Source organism: Thiohalomonas denitrificans (genome assembly GCF_016841685.1).
GTDB classification, from domain to species: Bacteria; Pseudomonadota; Gammaproteobacteria; order Thiohalomonadales; family Thiohalomonadaceae; genus Thiohalomonas; species Thiohalomonas denitrificans_A.
Window position 1 is genome coordinate 46,514 of sequence record NZ_JAENYR010000004.1, and the last position, 15,325, is coordinate 61,838.

Sequence of the window (15,325 nt, forward strand, 5' to 3'; positions counted from 1 at the left end):
CGTCAGCGTTCCAGGTATTTCAGTTTGTTGGGGACTCCGTCCCACTCCTTGGCGTCGGGAGGCGGCTCTTTCTGTTCCGATATGACCGGCCACTCCCGGGCAAGCTCGGCATTTAGCTCCAGAAAGTGTGTCTGATCTTCGGGTAAATCGTCGTCGGCGAAGATGGCGTCTGCCGGACACTCCGGGACACAGAGGGTACAGTCGATGCACTCTTCCGGATCGATGGCCAGAAAGTTGGGGCCCTCGTGGAAGCAGTCTACCGGACACACCTCCACGCAGTCCGTATATTTGCAGCGAATGCAGTTGTCGGTCACCACATAGGTCATAAGCTCTCCGGTTGTCCTGAACACGTATCGTTAACGCAGGGTAAACGCATACTCACAAGCTTGGTGCGTGGCTCGCTTCAAAACAGGTTGCCCTGATCGTTAATGCAGGGCAACCGCATACTTTAATCATTGATTCCAAAGACTAATTCTTCACGGAAGTCGTCATCCCACCCGGCACTCTTGAGTTTTCCCCGCATGGAGTCCTTTTTGGGGTGTAATCTGGCCAGGTTCATACACAACCTTCGAACAATGGCAACGTTCTCTGCGCCATTGCCGCGGCGGATGCGGGAGTCGTCCTCTCTATAAACAACATCCAAGACCCAGTGGACCTTGTTCTCGACCTGCCAATGGGAACGAATGGCTTCGGCCATGAATACGGCATTGGGTGCGTGGGAGGAGATGTAATAGACGGTTTCGATGCTTGTCTTGTCGCCGATTTGGCGTTCCCGTTCGACCTGCACAATGCTCTTTGCATCGCACCAGGAAGAGGCTTTGAGTAGTTGTTCAGTAATAGGCAGCTGAGTATAGCGGCGCACCTCGATGCGTCCGTGACCGACATCCGTCTCCTCGAAGGTGGATACCTCTTCGGGCCATCGCCCATCGAACCCTTCAAACCACCATTCAACTTCTTCCCGCAGTCCCTTCTGATTGCCCTTGATACACAAGACGTAGTCAGCTTTTCGCCTGCGGATCAGCGTGGCGGTGCCCTTTTGGCAGTGCATCGCATCGAGAGTGACCGTTGTATCCGCCACTTCCAGCATCTGAATCAGGTTCTGAGCCCCCTTGATTTCATTCTTCTTGCCGACCGATTTCTGCTGGCAGAACACCAGGCCCTGTTCGCGTAGCCAAACGGTAATCGAGTGCAGCGCGTCACTGGGTTGCGCATCATGACTGTGGCGCAAGGTCTTGCCGTCAATGGCGATAAACTCATGGCCGGCTTCACGGCGCACCTCATGACCCATGCGATGAAGCATTCGGTCATCTTCGCCGGCTCCAGGGCCCGGATGGTCCGGGCGATCGTGTCATCCACCGGGATCCCGTCGTCGAATGAACGGAATTTCCTCAGCCATTTCAGCTTTTTCGTCCCGAACTTCTCGATATCCTTCCAACCCTCAGCGCCAGAGAGAACGGCACAGACGGTAAGGAAAATAATATCAAGCAAGTCGTACGTCCGATTGATATGGGAGCGCGGATCCGGCAAATCGGCGAAGTGCTTTAGGAAACTCATCGTAGGGCTCTCGATTAGAAAACCCCTATTCGATCATCTATTGATCCCTTGCACCACTAAACATTATCGATCCACCCATAAACGAATTTGATCTCCTCCGCAGCCCTGGTGGTTTCCGGACACGACTCGCAACTGAATAACCCTACAATTTGTAGTACGATCTTGCCCTGATCGTTAATGTTAGCCGCCGCGGCCGTCGGCATGAGGTATGGTAACGTGTTCGGTTGCCCCCTGCGCAAGCAGAGGAGCGCCGGTGACTCGGGTAATCCCGCCTCGAAGGGCCATGGTTATCAATACTGTCTACCCTTATTCAAGAGTGTACACCGGGCGTGCCGGGATCGGTGCCATGATAGCGGCCGCCAATATCTGCCCCGAGGCGGCCTATGCGCTTTCTTCTCAACGCCCATGATCCGATCGTGCACGGCGTCAGCCCATGTAGCCCGGCCCCCCTGGTGAATCCGTCCTGTTGTTCGACAGGGGGGCCGTGCCGCGCCCGATACCCCCGTGACGGGATTTCGACGCAGGGGTGTGCCTCCTGCCGGAGGCGGTACCCCGATGGTGATTCCGTTGGTCTCCCCAGTCTCCCCACCCTCCTGGTGTTTCTCTCTCTTTGCCTGTTACCCGTTTGGCCCGCCGTGGCGGACTTGGGTGCCCGTTTCGTGGTGGGATTTGCCCAGGATACTCTGGACAACGACTGGCGCCTGGCCCAGGTCGATGAATTAAAGAGGCGTATGGCCGCGCATCCGGAAATCGAGTTTCTAGTCACCGATGGCCGTGGCAGTACGGCTCAACAAATCCAGGATATCGAAGACCTGATCAGTCTGGATGTGGATGTGCTCGTCACCAGCCCGCGCGATAGCAGGGCGATGACCCCCGTCCTGTCCCGGGCTTATCAGCGGGGGACGCCCGTGGTGCTGCTGACCCGCCGTATCCTGACCGACGACTACACCACCTTCATCGGAGCAGACGACCGGGCCATCGCTTCCGACGCCGCCGAATATATGGTCAGGCAAATGAACGGTACAGGGACCATTCTAATGCTTCAGGGCGTTCCCACTGCCACCACCGCCATCGACCGCACCGAAGCTTTTCTCGACGCGACAGCGGATTATCCGGATATCCGCGTGATAACGAAAGTGGGGAATTATCTGCGGGCAGACGCTGCCGCGGCCGTGGAGGAGCTCATCTTTCAAGGTTGGCGCTTCGATGCGATTTATGCACAGAGCGACAGCATGGTGCAGGGGGCACTGCTCGCTCTGGAGAAAGCCGCTATCGATCCGGAGCCGCTTGTGATTGTCGGTATCGACTATATCAGCGAAGCGCGCGAGGCGATTCGGGCCGGAAAGCAGGATGCCTCATTTGTCTATCCGACCTGTAGCGAATCGGCCGCGCGGGCGATTCTGGCCATTCTCGAGGGGCGCGAAGTGCCGAGGAGAATAACGCCCCCCAGCATTATGGTCACGAGGGATAACGTCGATACGGTAGAACCGATATTTTGATGAGCAGCCTATGACCTTTCGACGCTTCGGCTTGCGCCACAAGTTGGTCGCTCTCATCGTGATGGCCCTGGTCTTCGCGTTGGGCGTCGCCGGTTTCTGGCTCAGCTACATCCTCGGTGCTTATCACAGGGATCAGGCCCAGGCCCGGTTCATTGAAGCGTTTGGGACCATTACCTCCAATCTGCAACGTTCGGAACTTCGACTGGAGCGTGATGTGAATGTGCTGGTCCGTGATCGTGACGTGATAGCTTCGGCTAATATGGTTTCCGGATATGCCTCGGTCGAAGATTATCAGGCCATCATTTTTGATCCCGAAAAGAGGAGTATCGCCCGGGAGTTGGAGAGTGTGCTCCGTGTCACCTCGACCGACCAGCTTGCCGTCTATCAGGATACGGGAGATTTGATGGCCTTCGGTTTTAAGGAGGCGGATAGCATTCGGGTCGGGATCATCTCCTATGAAAATGGGCATCCCGTAGTGATGATCTCTGACGACCTCGCTTCATGGGAGGAAGGGGAACTGCCTGCTTCTCTGGCGCGCACGCGCCCATCCAATGGTCTCGAAGAGACGGAATATCAAAGCGTCGGGGCCGGGCTCATGGCGGTTACGGGAGAGTCGATCCTTCGACACTTCCCCGGGGGAGCTGAAAGTACCGTTGGCTACGTGATCGGCGCTGCATTTGTCGACGAGGGCTTTGTCGAAAATATTGGCCGGGAAACTCAGGTGACTCTCACGATCTCGGTTCCCGGAAGTGAGCCGGTCGGGGAAATCGCAGGGCTTGCACAGGTGCCGGAGTTGGAACGGGTGCCGACACTTGAGGAGGCTGCACGAGCGGTCCAGTTGACCGACCGGGAGGATTTCTTTCTGAGTGCCGCTTACCTTCCACTTGCTTCCGGCAATCAGGCCTACTTCCTGCTGGGCCAGCCGAAAGATGAGGTCAACGCGCAGATCCGGAGGACCCGTACCGTGGTGCTCGTAGTGCTCGGCCTTTCGGCACTGCTGATGGTTCCGCTGGGAACGGCGATTGCGCGCCGCATGATTTCGACGCCCCTGGAGCGGTTGGTTTCGGCGGTCGAGGAGTTGCGCCGCGGCCACTATGGGATCGTCGTGCGTATCGAGTCCAAAGATGAAATCGGCGAGCTGGCCGACGCCTTCAACGTGATGTCCGAGACTATTCGGCAGCGCGAAGGGCAGCTCAAGGAGAGTGAAGCCAATTACCGGCGTCTCATCGAAACCTCGGAAGAGGGGGTGTGGGTGACCGACGCGCAGGGGCGGACGCTGTTTGTCAATCCGACCATGGCCGGGATGCTCGGTACGACCGTGGAATCGATGCAGTCATCATCGCTATTCGAATTTCTCGATGAGGAGTCGCGGCAATGGGCGGAATCCCAGCTTTTGCTGCGGGCACGCGGCTCCCCGGAGCCGCGCGATATTTGCTTCCATAGGCGGGATGATCGTGAACTTTGGGCCATCGTCTCCGCAAGCCCGATCCAGGACGATGAAGGTCGTATCGCCGGTGCCCTGGCAATGGTTACCGACATTACCGAGCGTAAACGTAACGAAGATACCAACGTGCTGCTGCAAAGCATCAATCAACAGGTTCTGGAGGGCATGGAGCCCGATGATGTATTGCAAATGGTCTGTGTGGAAACGGTCCGAATGTTCCAGTTCCCACTGGTTTGGGTGGGTATCAAGGAAGACGACGGGCGGGTGACGGTTGCCGCACAGGCCGGTGAAAAAACGGATTATCTCGGTCGAATCGAAGTGCGCTGGGATGCTGGGCCGAAAGGTAGGGGCCCGACGGGGCATGCCATCCGAACGGGTGAAGCCCGCGCGGCCACGATGGATGATCCTTCCAACGAGGCGTGGCGGGAAGCGGCAGCCGACTACGGCTTTGCCGCTTCGGCGGCACTGCCGCTGGTTGCGGTTAAAGGTGAAGTGATTGGGGCGCTTACTATCTATTCACAACATGTCGATGTCTTCACGCCATCGGCCATGCAGCGACTCGGTGACCTCGCCAATCGTGCAACGGTGGCGTACACACTGGCTGTCGATCAGGCACGTCTGCGCCTGCAGGGAACGGCCATGGACGCCGCAGCCAACGCCATTCTGATTACCGACCCGGATGGTTACATCGAATGGGTCAATCGCGCCTTCGTCCGTTTCAGTGGCTACCGACAGAACGAGGCCATCGGAAAAAAGCCGAGTCTGCTGAAATCGGGTCAGTATGACCGCTCATTTTACGAGTCGTTGTGGCGGACGATTTTGCGCGGTGAAGTCTGGCAGCATGAACTGGTTAACCGGCGCAAGGATGGCAGCCTTTACACGATTGAACAGACGATTACGCCGTTGCTGGATGAGGACGGCAGCATTTCTCATTTCATTGCCATTCAGGAGGACGTGACGGCCAGGAAGGAAGCCGAGGCCCACATTCGCTATATGGAGCAATATGACCGATTGACCGGATTGCCCAATCGGATGCTTCTGCTCGACCGCTTGCGTCAGGCGCTCGCTCATGCCGAGCGTAACCGCCGCCAGGTCGCAGTGATTCAGCTGGATCTGGATCGCTTCAAGGATGTTAACGATAGTCTGGGCCCCAGTGCCGGTGACGAGTTGCTCAAGCAGGTGGCGCAGGTATTGACCCAGTGCGTTCATGCCGATGATACGGTGTCACGTCAGGGCGGCGACGAATTCACGCTGCTGCTGGACGACCTGCGGGATGCCGATCAGGCGGTTGATGTCGCCCAGAGAATCGTGACGGCGTTTGGCCGGCCCTTCGAAGTGGTGGGAGAGGAACTCTTTGTCACCTGCAGCATGGGAATTGCGCTCTATCCGATAGATGCCCAGACGCCGGATGGTCTCATCAAGGCCGCTGATACCGCGATGTTCGGGGCCAAGGCGCAGGGCCGCAATAGTTACCGGTTCTTCACGACCGACCTCAACCTACAGGCGACTGCCCGGCTTAAGCTGGAAAACGCGCTGCGGCGCGCGCTCGAACGTGGAGAATTTATACTCCACTACCAGCCGCAGGTCGATGCAGCTGATGGTCACATCATCGCCGCCGAGGCGCTGATCCGTTGGCAGAGTCCGGAGATGGGCCTGGTTGCTCCTAAACAGTTCATTCCCGTTGCCGCAGATACCGGTTTGATCGTTCCCATCGGGGAGTGGGTACTGCGAAATGCCTGTCGAACGGTACGGCAATGGCACGATGCCGGTTATCCGTTACGAATGGCGGTGAATCTTTCCGCGATTCAGCTATATCGAGGGGATATGGGTTGGCTGGTCGGCGACGTGCTGAAGGAAGAGAGTCTCGAACCGCACTGGCTGGAGCTGGAGATCACCGAAAGCGAGCTCATGCGGAGTCCAGAGGCCGCGCGCAAGACTCTGGGTCGGCTGAAGGAGATGGATGTGCATATCGCCATCGATGATTTCGGGACCGGCTATTCCAGTTTCAGTCAGCTGCGCAGCCTGCCGGTACATCGCCTCAAGATCGACCGTTCGTTCGTCGATGACGTTTCCAGTGCAGATGGTGCGGCAATCACCGCCGCTATTATCTCGCTTGGCCATAGCCTCAAGCTCGAGGTAATCGCCGAAGGGGTGGAAAACGAGTCACAACTCATCTGTTTGCGGGAACAGGGCTGCGATGCCCTTCAGGGCTATTACTTTAGCAAGCCGCTGCCAGCGGACGCTTTTGAGGCGCTGTTAAAAAGCCCGGGAGACTAGGATTCAGCGACCAGCGCCCTCTGCATCCGCGATGAATATCCGGAGCTAAATAGCTGTTCCGGAATGGTGTCCAACACGCTCCTTTGGTGACATACCGAGATACATGTAGGAGCGGCGGAAGCCGCGATTCAACATTTCGCGACTTCCGTCGCTCCTACATGCATGGACACCAATTTGGAACGATTTGGAACACGTATTTAGCTGGTCAGTCGTTTCAACCGGTAAAGCAGGTCGAGCGCCTGCCGTGGCGTAAGTTCGTCGGGGTCGGCTTCACCGAGCGCAGTGACTGCAGGGTGAGATTCCGGCCTGGAGAACAGGGCCATTTGCCGGGCGGGATCGTGTGCCGTTTGATCATGCGCACTGTCGTTTTCCAGCTCCATGAGCTTGCTGCGTGCCTGTTCCACCACACGGCGTGGAACGCCGGCCAGGGCCGCGACCTGCAGGCCGTAACTTTGGCTGGCCGGACCCTCTTTAACGGTGTGCAGGAAGATAATGCGATCCCCGTGTTCCACCGCATCGAGATGGACATTCACAATGGTTTCGATGCTGTCGGGCAGCGTGGTCAGTTCGAAATAGTGGGTGGCGAACAGCGTGAAGGCGCGCAGGTTGCGGGCCAGCTCCAGGGCACACGCCCAGGCCAGTGACATGCCATCAAAAGTACTGGTGCCACGGCCGATCTCGTCCATCAGCACGAGACTGCGGTCGGTGGCGTTGTGGAGGATATTGGCGGTCTCGGTCATCTCCACCATGAAGGTGGAGCGGCCGCTGGCAAGGTCGTCCGAGGCGCCGATACGGGTGAAGATGCGGTCGAATGGGCCGATGCGGGCCGATTGGGCCGGGACAAAGCTGCCAATGTGGGCCAGCAGCACAATCAGCGCGGTCTGGCGCATATAGGTGGATTTGCCGCCCATGTTGGGGCCGGTAATGATCAGCATGCGGCGCCCATTGTCCAAGTCGACATCGTTGGGCACGAAGGGCTCGTCCATCACCTGCTCCACAACCGGATGGCGCCCCCCACGGATGCTCAGTCCGGGTTCATCACCCAAAGAGGGCCGGACCAGATTCAGCGTGTCCGCACGCTCCGCCAGATTGTTGAAGGCATCGAGCTCCGCCAGGGCCGCGCCCGTCTGCTGCAAGCGCTCCAGATCCTCGCAGAGGCGCTCGACAAGTTTCTGGTAGAGGACCTTCTCGCGAGCCAGGGCGCGTTCGCTGGCTGACAGCACCTTGTCTTCGAAGGTCTTCAGTTCCGGGGTGATGTAACGTTCCGCACCTTTGAGGGTCTGGCGGCGGATATACGTTGCCGGGACCCGGTCGCTCTGCCCCTTGGTAACTTCGATGAAGTAGCCATGGACCCGGTTGAAGCCCACTTTGAGGGTGGAGATCCCGGTCTGATCCCTCTCCCGCGTCTCCAGCTCCACCAGAAACTTGCCGGCGTTCTCCTTGAGGGAGCGTAGTTCGTCAAGGTCGGAATCGAAACCGGGCGCGATGACGCCGCCGTCACGAATCACCACTGGCGGATTGTCCACTACCGCCCGGACCAGGTGCTCGTGGAGTTCAGGGTAGTCGCCGAGTTCTGATGCGAGACTTGAAAGCCGGGGTGCTGCCAGTCCCTCCAGTTCGCCGTGCAGGGCAGGCAGGCGTCCAAGGGCCTCGCGTAGCTGCGTCAGATCCCGGGGTCGGGCCGTATGGATGGCGATGCGGGCCAGGATCCGTTCCACGTCGCCGACACCGCGCAGGATGTCCCGCAGGCCATCGAAGCGGCCGGTCTCCAGCAGCACCTGCACGGCGGCATGCCTTTCACCGACCGTGTCGTGATCACGCAGGGGGCGGTTGATCCAGCGCCTCAGCAGGCGGCTGCCCATCGGCGTTGCGGTGCGGTCCATGACCCCGGCCAGGGTATGGGCGGCATTGCCTCCGAGGGAGGTCTCCAGCTCCAGATTGCGACGGCTCGCTGCATCCAGGGCGATTGCTTCGTCGTGCTGCTCCACCCGCAGGCCGCGGATGTGGGGCAGGGCGGTGCGCTGCGTCTCCTGCACATACTGCAGCAGCGCGCCGGCAGCGCCGACTGCCAGTTCCAGGTGTTCACAGCCGAAACCGGAGAGGTCCCGGGTTTCGAATTGTACCGTCAACAGGCGGCGGGCCGCCTCGCTTTCGAAATGCCAGGGTGGCAGGTGTTTCAGTCCCCGCTGTTCGGCCAATAGCGAAAGCTCCAACCCTTCGGCCACCAGTATTTCCGCAGGAGCCATTCGGGCCAGTTCGGCGGAAAGGGTCTCCGTGCCTCCCAGTTCCTGGACCGTGAAGCGGCCACTGCCGATATCCATGGCGGCCAGACCGAAACGCTCACCATGAACAGAGATCGCAGCCAACAGATTGTCCCGGCGCTCCTCGAGCAGGGCTTCGTCAGTGACGGTGCCCGGGGTGACGATGCGCACCACCTTGCGTTCCACCGGCCCCTTGCACTTGGCGGGATCCCCCACCTGTTCGCAGATGGCCACCGACTCCCCCAAGCGGATCAGCCGGGCCAGATAACCCTCCGCCGAGTGGTGAGGAACCCCCGCCATGGGGATCGGTTCGCCGGCAGACTGGCCACGGTGGGTCAGGGTGATATCGAGCAGTTCCGCGGCGCGTCGTGCATCGTCGTGAAACAGTTCGTAAAAGTCCCCCATGCGATAAAACAGCAGCAGATCGGGGTGTTCTGCCTTGATGCGCAGGTATTGCTGCATCATAGGCGTGTGCCGGGTGTTGTCAGGGGCTTGGATGCTGGCTGTGGTCATGGGGATATACTTTACCAGAGGTACAGGGCGTTAACAGGCCGGCTCCCGGGTGAATACGGGGGAGCCGGCGGTTGCGTGTTCGCGGGAGGTCTGATAGCTATGGCTCCGAGCTGCGGGTGCTCCATGGCCGATGGTGAGTCGCAAGCACCTGTGCAGGTATTGACGGTCGATTTCGTTGAGCGATGGCCGCGGAAGAAAGGCGGTTTCAGGACCTGTCCCAGGGATACTGATCTGCCCCCTGATCTTCGCTCGGCGGGTCGACGGACACTATCTCAGGGGATACGCGGGGCAGCATCCTTGTGGTGGGATCTTCGCAAAATCGGGTATGCAGGATGGATGAGCAATTGGCAGAGCTGGCGGGGCGGGTGGCAGCACGGCTTTCCGGGAAGGGAGTGATGCTGGCTGCGGCCGAGTCCTGTACCGGTGGCTGGGTGGCCAAGGTTTGTACCGATCTGGTCGGCAGTTCCACCTGGTTCGAGCGCGGTTTCGTCACCTACAGTAACGAAGCCAAGCGGGATATGCTGGGCGTCTCGCCCGGGACTCTTGCGGCCCATGGCGCCGTCAGTGAGGCGACCGTGCGGGAGATGGCATCCGGGGCTCTGGCGCGCAGTCGGGCCCGGGTGAGCCTGGCGATCAGCGGTATTGCCGGACCCGGCGGCGGCACGGATCGTACACCGGTGGGGACGGTCTGGTTCGCCTGGGCTACCGCCGACCGGCTTCAGACGCAGCATAAATGCTTCGGTGGGGATCGCGAGGCGGTGCGCCGTGCCTCCGTGGTTACCGCACTTGAAGGAGTGCTGGATATTGTCGGAAGCTGAAATACCGCGCCAGCGGCTGTTCTTCGCGCTCTGGCCGGAGGTCGCCATTCAGCAGCGCATGGCCTATTGGGCCGAGCGCTGCGCCAAGAGCTGCGGCGGCAAGCGGGTGCCCGAAGCGAATATCCATCTCACTCTGGCCTTTCTGGGTGGTGTGGCGCCGGAGCAGCGCGGCTGTCTGGAGGCGGTGGTGGACGAGGTGACGGTCGCACCCTTTGAATTGTCGCTGGACCGGATTGGCTACTGGTCGCGCTCCCGTGCGCTTTGGCTCTCCACGACCCACACCTCCCCGGAACTGCTGGAGCTGGCAATGGCCCTCCGTGCGGCCATGTCCGTATGTGGGCTGAAGGTGGAAGAGCGGCCCTTCAGGACCCACCTGACCCTGCGTCGGCGCGCTCACCGGGGGCCGCGCTTCCGGGAGATTGATCCCATTGTCTGGCATGCAACGAACTTCGCGCTGGTCGCCTCCGAAACCCACCCCGAGGGCGCCCGCTATCAGGTCCTGCGTCGCTGGCGGTTAGTGGCGAGTAGCGAGTAGCGAGTAGCGAGTATTCGGTGCTCTACCTCAGGTGTTCCCTCGCAACTGGCCACTCGCAACTCACAACTGATCTAGCCGCTGGCCCCCAGGCTATGAAATAATCTCGCCTCGAGATATCCCCGGCGGTGCATGGAAGTGGCTGCCGCTACCCAATGACGGAGGCGATGATGGACGACAATAAGCGGAAGGCGCTCAGCGCTGCCCTGAGTCAGATTGATAAACAGTTCGGCAAGGGCTCGGTGATGCGCATGGGTGATGCCGGTGCCGTGCCGGATGTGCAGGCTGTATCCACCGGCTCGCTGGGACTGGATGTTGCTCTGGGCATCGGCGGACTTCCCCGGGGCCGCGTCGTCGAGATCTATGGTCCGGAATCCTCCGGCAAGACCACGCTCACCCTGCAGGTTATCGCCGAGGCCCAGAAGTTGGGCGGCACCTGCGCCTTCGTGGATGCCGAGCACGCCCTGGACCCCGGCTATGCCGGGAAACTGGGCGTGAATGTGGATGACCTGTTGGTATCGCAGCCGGATACCGGTGAGCAGGCGCTGGAGATCAGCGATATGCTGGTGCGTTCCGGCGCCGTGGACGTGGTGGTGGTGGACTCTGTGGCCGCCCTTACGCCCAAGGCGGAGATCGAGGGCGAGATGGGAGACTCCCATGTCGGACTGCAGGCCCGCTTGATGTCCCAGGCGCTGCGCAAGCTCACCGCGAACATCAAACGCTCCAATACCATGGTGATCTTCATCAACCAGATCCGCATGAAGATCGGGGTGATGTTCGGCAGTCCGGAAACCACTACTGGCGGTAACGCCCTCAAGTTCTACTCGTCCGTTCGGCTGGACATCCGCCGCATCGGCGCCATCAAAAAGGGTGACGAGGTGGTCGGCAACGAAACCCGGGTGAAGGTGGTCAAAAACAAGGTGGCTCCGCCTTTCCGGCAGACCGAATTCGACATTCTCTACGGTCAGGGGATCTCCCGCGAGGGCGAGATCATCGATCTGGGCGTAAAACAGGGCATCGTCGACAAGTCCGGAGCCTGGTACAGCTACAGTGGTAACCGAATCGGTCAGGGCAAGGATAACGTCCGTAATTTCCTCAAGGAGAATCCGGAGATCGCCGCCGATATCGAAGGCAAAATCCGGGAAAAACTGCTCCCTGATACGACTAAATCGACCAAATCCGATGAGCTGCCGGTGGCAGAGTCGGAAGAGGCCTGAACGGTTTACTGAACCACAGAGCGCACCGAGGGGGATCAAAAGGTACCTCTCGGGCTTCTGTGTCTCAGTGGTGATCGGTTTTGTTGGGTATGGCATCCGATGCAGACGTCCGGGAAACGGCCATCCGGTTGCTGGCGCGTCGTGAACATTCGCGGCGGGAGCTAGCCTTTAAGCTCAACGGGCGTGGATTCGCCCGGGAGCAGGTAGACCGGACCCTGGACGATCTTGAATCCCGGCGCCTGCTCTCCGATGAGCGTTTTGCCGAGTTCTTCGTCCGCTCCCGGGTCGATAATGGATGCGGACCGCTTCGTATTCGTGCCGAATTGCGGGAGCGGGGCGTAGAAGACGGGATCATTGCAGGTCAGTTGGCCGAAGTTGATGCCGATTGGTGCGCTTTGGCCGCGGAGGTTCGCCGCAAGCGGTTCGGGGAGTCAATCCCGGAAGTATTCAGGGAACGCGCGAAACAGATGCGCTTTCTGCAGTACCGTGGTTTCGAAAGTGAACAGATCCGCGCCGCCGTGCGCGGGGACGAGTGGGATTGAGATGCTAGGCTTCTAAGTTGTTCCTAACATCTCCAACGGGTTGGAGCTAATGAACACCAGTGCAGAGATTCGCACCGCGTTTTTGGAGTTTTTTCGCGGACAGGGCCACCAGGTGGTCCCCAGCAGTTCGTTGGTTCCCGCCAACGACCCGACGCTTCTGTTCACCAATGCCGGTATGGTCCAGTTCAAGGACATCTTTCTGGGGCTGGAACAGCGCGGCTACAGCCGGGCAACGTCGGTGCAGCGCTGCGTGCGGGCCGGCGGCAAGCACAATGATCTGGATAATGTCGGCTACACCGCCCGGCACCACACCTTCTTCGAAATGCTGGGCAACTTCAGCTTCGGCGACTACTTCAAACGCGAAGCGATCGGGTACGCCTGGGACTTCCTGACCCGGACCTGCGGGCTGCCGGCCGAGAAGCTGTGGGTTACCGTCTATGAAGATGATGATGAGGCGGCGGATATCTGGCTCAAGGAGCTGAAGGTCGATCCCGGGCGCTTCTCCCGCTGCGGCGCCAAGGATAATTTCTGGTCCATGGGGGAGACCGGTCCCTGCGGCCCCTGCTCGGAGATATTCTACGATCACGGCCCCGAAGTTCCGGGCGGTCCGCCGGGAAGTCCGGACGAGGACGGCGATCGCTATATCGAGATCTGGAATCTCGTATTCATGCAGTACGACCGTGACGCGAAAGGGGAGCTGAAACCGCTTCCCAAACCCTCGGTCGATACCGGCATGGGGCTGGAGCGCCTGGCTGCGGTTATGCAGGGGGTGCACTCCAACTACGAGATCGATCTGTTCCAGCATCTCATCAAGGCGGCGGCGAAACTGGCTGGAATCGGCGACTTGGAAAACAAGTCTTTGCGGGTCATCTCCGATCACATCCGCTCCTGCGCCTTTCTGGTGGTGGACGGGGTCATTCCCTCCAACGAGGGGCGCGGCTATGTGCTGCGTCGCATCATCCGCCGTGCTGTCCGCCACGGCCATAAATTGGCTTTGCGTGAGCCCTTCTTTCACAAGCTGGTAGCGCCGCTGGCCGAAATGATGGGGGATGCCTATCCGGAGTTGTCGGAGTCCCGGGCCCGCGTCGAGCAGATCCTGAAGCAGGAAGAGGAGCGTTTCGCGGAGACCCTGGAACAGGGGATGGCCATTCTCGAGGAGGCCATCGGCGGGCTCACCGGCAGGGAGATCCCGGGGGAAACGCTTTTCAAGCTATACGATACCTACGGTTTTCCTGCCGACCTGACGGCGGACATCGCCCGGGAACGGGGCCTGTCGGTGGATATGGCCGGATTCGAGCGGGAGATGGAGATACAGCGTGAGCGTGCCCGATCCGCCAGCCAATTCAGCGGCGGGTATGCCTATCAACTGGAAATCGAAGGTGAGACCGAGTTTACCGGTTACGACTCCCTGACCGACTCCGGCGAGATTCTCGAACTTTACCTGGATGGCAAGCCGACCAATATCATGCACGAGGGGCAGGAGGGCCTGGTAGTCCTGGACCGTACGCCTTTTTATGCCGAATCAGGTGGTCAGGTGGGTGACTGTGGCACACTGAGCGCAGAGCAGGGCAGCTTTGACGTGCGCGACACCCGGAAATTGGGCCGGGTCCACGCCCATTTCGGCATGGTCAGCCACGGGGAGCTGCGCAAGGGTGGCATGGTCAAGGCGCATGTGGACCCCGATCTGCGGGGTGATACGGTCCGTCATCATTCGGCCACCCACCTGCTCCACGCGGCTCTGCGCCAGGTCCTTGGCGAACACGTCCAGCAGAAGGGTTCACTGGTCGCAGCCGATCGGCTGCGCTTCGACTTTTCCCATTTCGAGGCAATTACCCCGGAGCAGCTCAAGGAGATCGAGGCGCTGATCAACAGGCAGATCCGCGAGAACGTACCCGTCGAAGCGAAGGTCATGGCATTGGAGGAGGCCAGGGAGTCCGGGGCCATGGCTCTGTTCGGGGAGAAATACGGCAACGAGGTGCGGGTGCTGCGGATGGGCGACTTCTCCGTCGAGCTTTGTGGCGGCATTCACGTGAAGCGTACCGGCGATATCGGTCTCTGCCGGATCATCTCCGAGGCGGGGGTGGCTGCGGGCGTACGCCGCATCGAGGCGGTCTGTGGAGCGCAGGCCCTGCGTCACCTGGATGATACCGACGCACGGCTCGATCGGGTAGCGGGCCTGGTCAAGGGGAGTCGCGAATCGTTCGTCGAAAAGGTCGAACAACTGGTCGAGCGCAGCCGCGGTCTGGAAAAGGAGTTGGAGAAGCTCAAGGCCAAGTTGGCCAGTGCCCAAGGCTCCGATCTGGCCTCGCAGGTAGTGCAAGTCGATGGCGTCAAGGTGCTCTCGGCCAACCTCGAGGGAGCGGATCCCAAGTCACTGCGCGACACAATGGACCAGCTCAAGAACAAGCTGGGCTCGGCTGTCATCGTGCTCGGCACCGCCGGTGATGGCAAGGTAAACCTGGCGGCCGGGGTTACAAAGGACCTGACCCATCGAGTCAAGGCCGGCGATTTGGTGAACGCCGTTGCCGGACAGGTGGGAGGCAAAGGTGGTGGGCGGCCCGATATGGCTATGGCTGGCGGAAACCAGCCGGAGGCACTCAATGAGGCCCTCGGTTCGGTCGAAGCATGGGTTCGTGAGCGACTCGGCGGCTAACCACCTTGCACGCCT

At 60.1% G+C, this 15,325-nt stretch carries 9 protein-coding genes and 1 pseudogene; 7 read left to right on the top strand and 3 right to left on the bottom strand.

Annotation, left to right across the window (positions count from 1 at the left end):
• Positions 1 to 2: 2 nt before the first annotated feature.
• Together fdxA and Q7L05_RS01400 are read right to left on the bottom strand one after the other, a co-directional pair.
• Positions 3 to 326, bottom strand: coding sequence for a ferredoxin FdxA (gene fdxA, locus Q7L05_RS01395; protein ID WP_303901022.1), 324 nt, complete (start codon positions 324 to 326; stop codon positions 3 to 5).
• 122 nt (positions 327 to 448) lie between these two features.
• Positions 449 to 1,554 (bottom strand): annotated as a pseudogene (locus Q7L05_RS01400) (ISAs1 family transposase).
• Between the two features lie 635 nt (positions 1,555 to 2,189).
• Here Q7L05_RS01400 and Q7L05_RS01405 point away from each other — a divergent pair.
• Positions 2,190 to 3,053: a substrate-binding domain-containing protein gene (locus Q7L05_RS01405; protein WP_303901023.1), complete on the top strand. Its 864-nt coding sequence runs from the start codon at positions 2,190 to 2,192 to the stop codon at positions 3,051 to 3,053.
• A 10-nt stretch (positions 3,054 to 3,063) separates the two neighbouring features.
• Positions 3,064 to 6,774, top strand: a complete 3,711-nt coding sequence (locus Q7L05_RS01410; protein WP_303901024.1) for an EAL domain-containing protein — start codon at positions 3,064 to 3,066, stop codon at positions 6,772 to 6,774.
• Positions 6,775 to 6,971: 197 nt separating this feature from the next.
• Here Q7L05_RS01410 and mutS read toward each other — a convergent pair whose 3' ends face one another.
• Entirely contained in the window at positions 6,972 to 9,548 is a 2,577-nt protein-coding gene (mutS, locus tag Q7L05_RS01415) for a DNA mismatch repair protein MutS (RefSeq protein WP_303901025.1), read from the bottom strand.
• Positions 9,549 to 9,880: 332 nt separating this feature from the next.
• Between mutS and Q7L05_RS01420 the strand changes: the two genes are divergently transcribed.
• The 5 genes from Q7L05_RS01420 (at position 9,881) to alaS (ending at position 15,310) form a co-directional block, all read left to right on the top strand.
• On the top strand, positions 9,881 to 10,366 hold the full coding sequence (locus Q7L05_RS01420; RefSeq protein ID WP_303901026.1) for a CinA family protein: 486 nt from the start codon (positions 9,881 to 9,883) through the stop codon (positions 10,364 to 10,366).
• Positions 10,353 to 10,901: an RNA 2',3'-cyclic phosphodiesterase gene (gene thpR / locus Q7L05_RS01425; protein ID WP_303901027.1), complete on the top strand. Its 549-nt coding sequence runs from the start codon at positions 10,353 to 10,355 to the stop codon at positions 10,899 to 10,901. The genes Q7L05_RS01420 and thpR overlap by 14 nt, the downstream gene beginning before the upstream one ends.
• Before the next feature lie 167 nt (positions 10,902 to 11,068).
• On the top strand, positions 11,069 to 12,115 hold the full coding sequence (recA, locus tag Q7L05_RS01430) for a recombinase RecA (RefSeq protein WP_303901057.1): 1,047 nt from the start codon (positions 11,069 to 11,071) through the stop codon (positions 12,113 to 12,115).
• An 89-nt stretch (positions 12,116 to 12,204) separates the two neighbouring features.
• Positions 12,205 to 12,657 carry a regulatory protein RecX gene (locus Q7L05_RS01435; RefSeq protein WP_303901028.1) on the top strand — a complete coding sequence of 151 codons (453 nt, stop codon included), beginning with the start codon at positions 12,205 to 12,207 and terminating at the stop codon, positions 12,655 to 12,657.
• 49 nt (positions 12,658 to 12,706) lie between these two features.
• The gene (gene alaS, locus Q7L05_RS01440; RefSeq protein WP_303901029.1) at positions 12,707 to 15,310 is read left to right on the top strand and encodes an alanine--tRNA ligase; all 2,604 of its coding nucleotides are present in this window, start codon (positions 12,707 to 12,709) and stop codon (positions 15,308 to 15,310) included.
• Positions 15,311 to 15,325 lie beyond the last annotated feature (15 nt).

Bases quoted from the DNA above. Each gene is read 5' to 3' on its own strand.
- Q7L05_RS01435 (WP_303901028.1), top strand. From the start codon at position 12,205: ATGGCATCCGATGCAGACGTCCGGGAAACGGCCATCCGGTTGCTGGCG.
- recA (WP_303901057.1), top strand. From the start codon at position 11,069: ATGGACGACAATAAGCGGAAGGCGCTCAGCGCTGCCCTGAGTCAGATT.
- alaS (WP_303901029.1), top strand. From the start codon at position 12,707: ATGAACACCAGTGCAGAGATTCGCACCGCGTTTTTGGAGTTTTTTCGC.
- fdxA (WP_303901022.1), bottom strand. From the start codon at position 326: ATGACCTATGTGGTGACCGACAACTGCATTCGCTGCAAATATACGGAC.
- Q7L05_RS01420 (WP_303901026.1), top strand. From the start codon at position 9,881: ATGGATGAGCAATTGGCAGAGCTGGCGGGGCGGGTGGCAGCACGGCTT.
- Q7L05_RS01410 (WP_303901024.1), top strand. From the start codon at position 3,064: ATGACCTTTCGACGCTTCGGCTTGCGCCACAAGTTGGTCGCTCTCATC.
- mutS (WP_303901025.1), bottom strand. From the start codon at position 9,548: ATGACCACAGCCAGCATCCAAGCCCCTGACAACACCCGGCACACGCCT.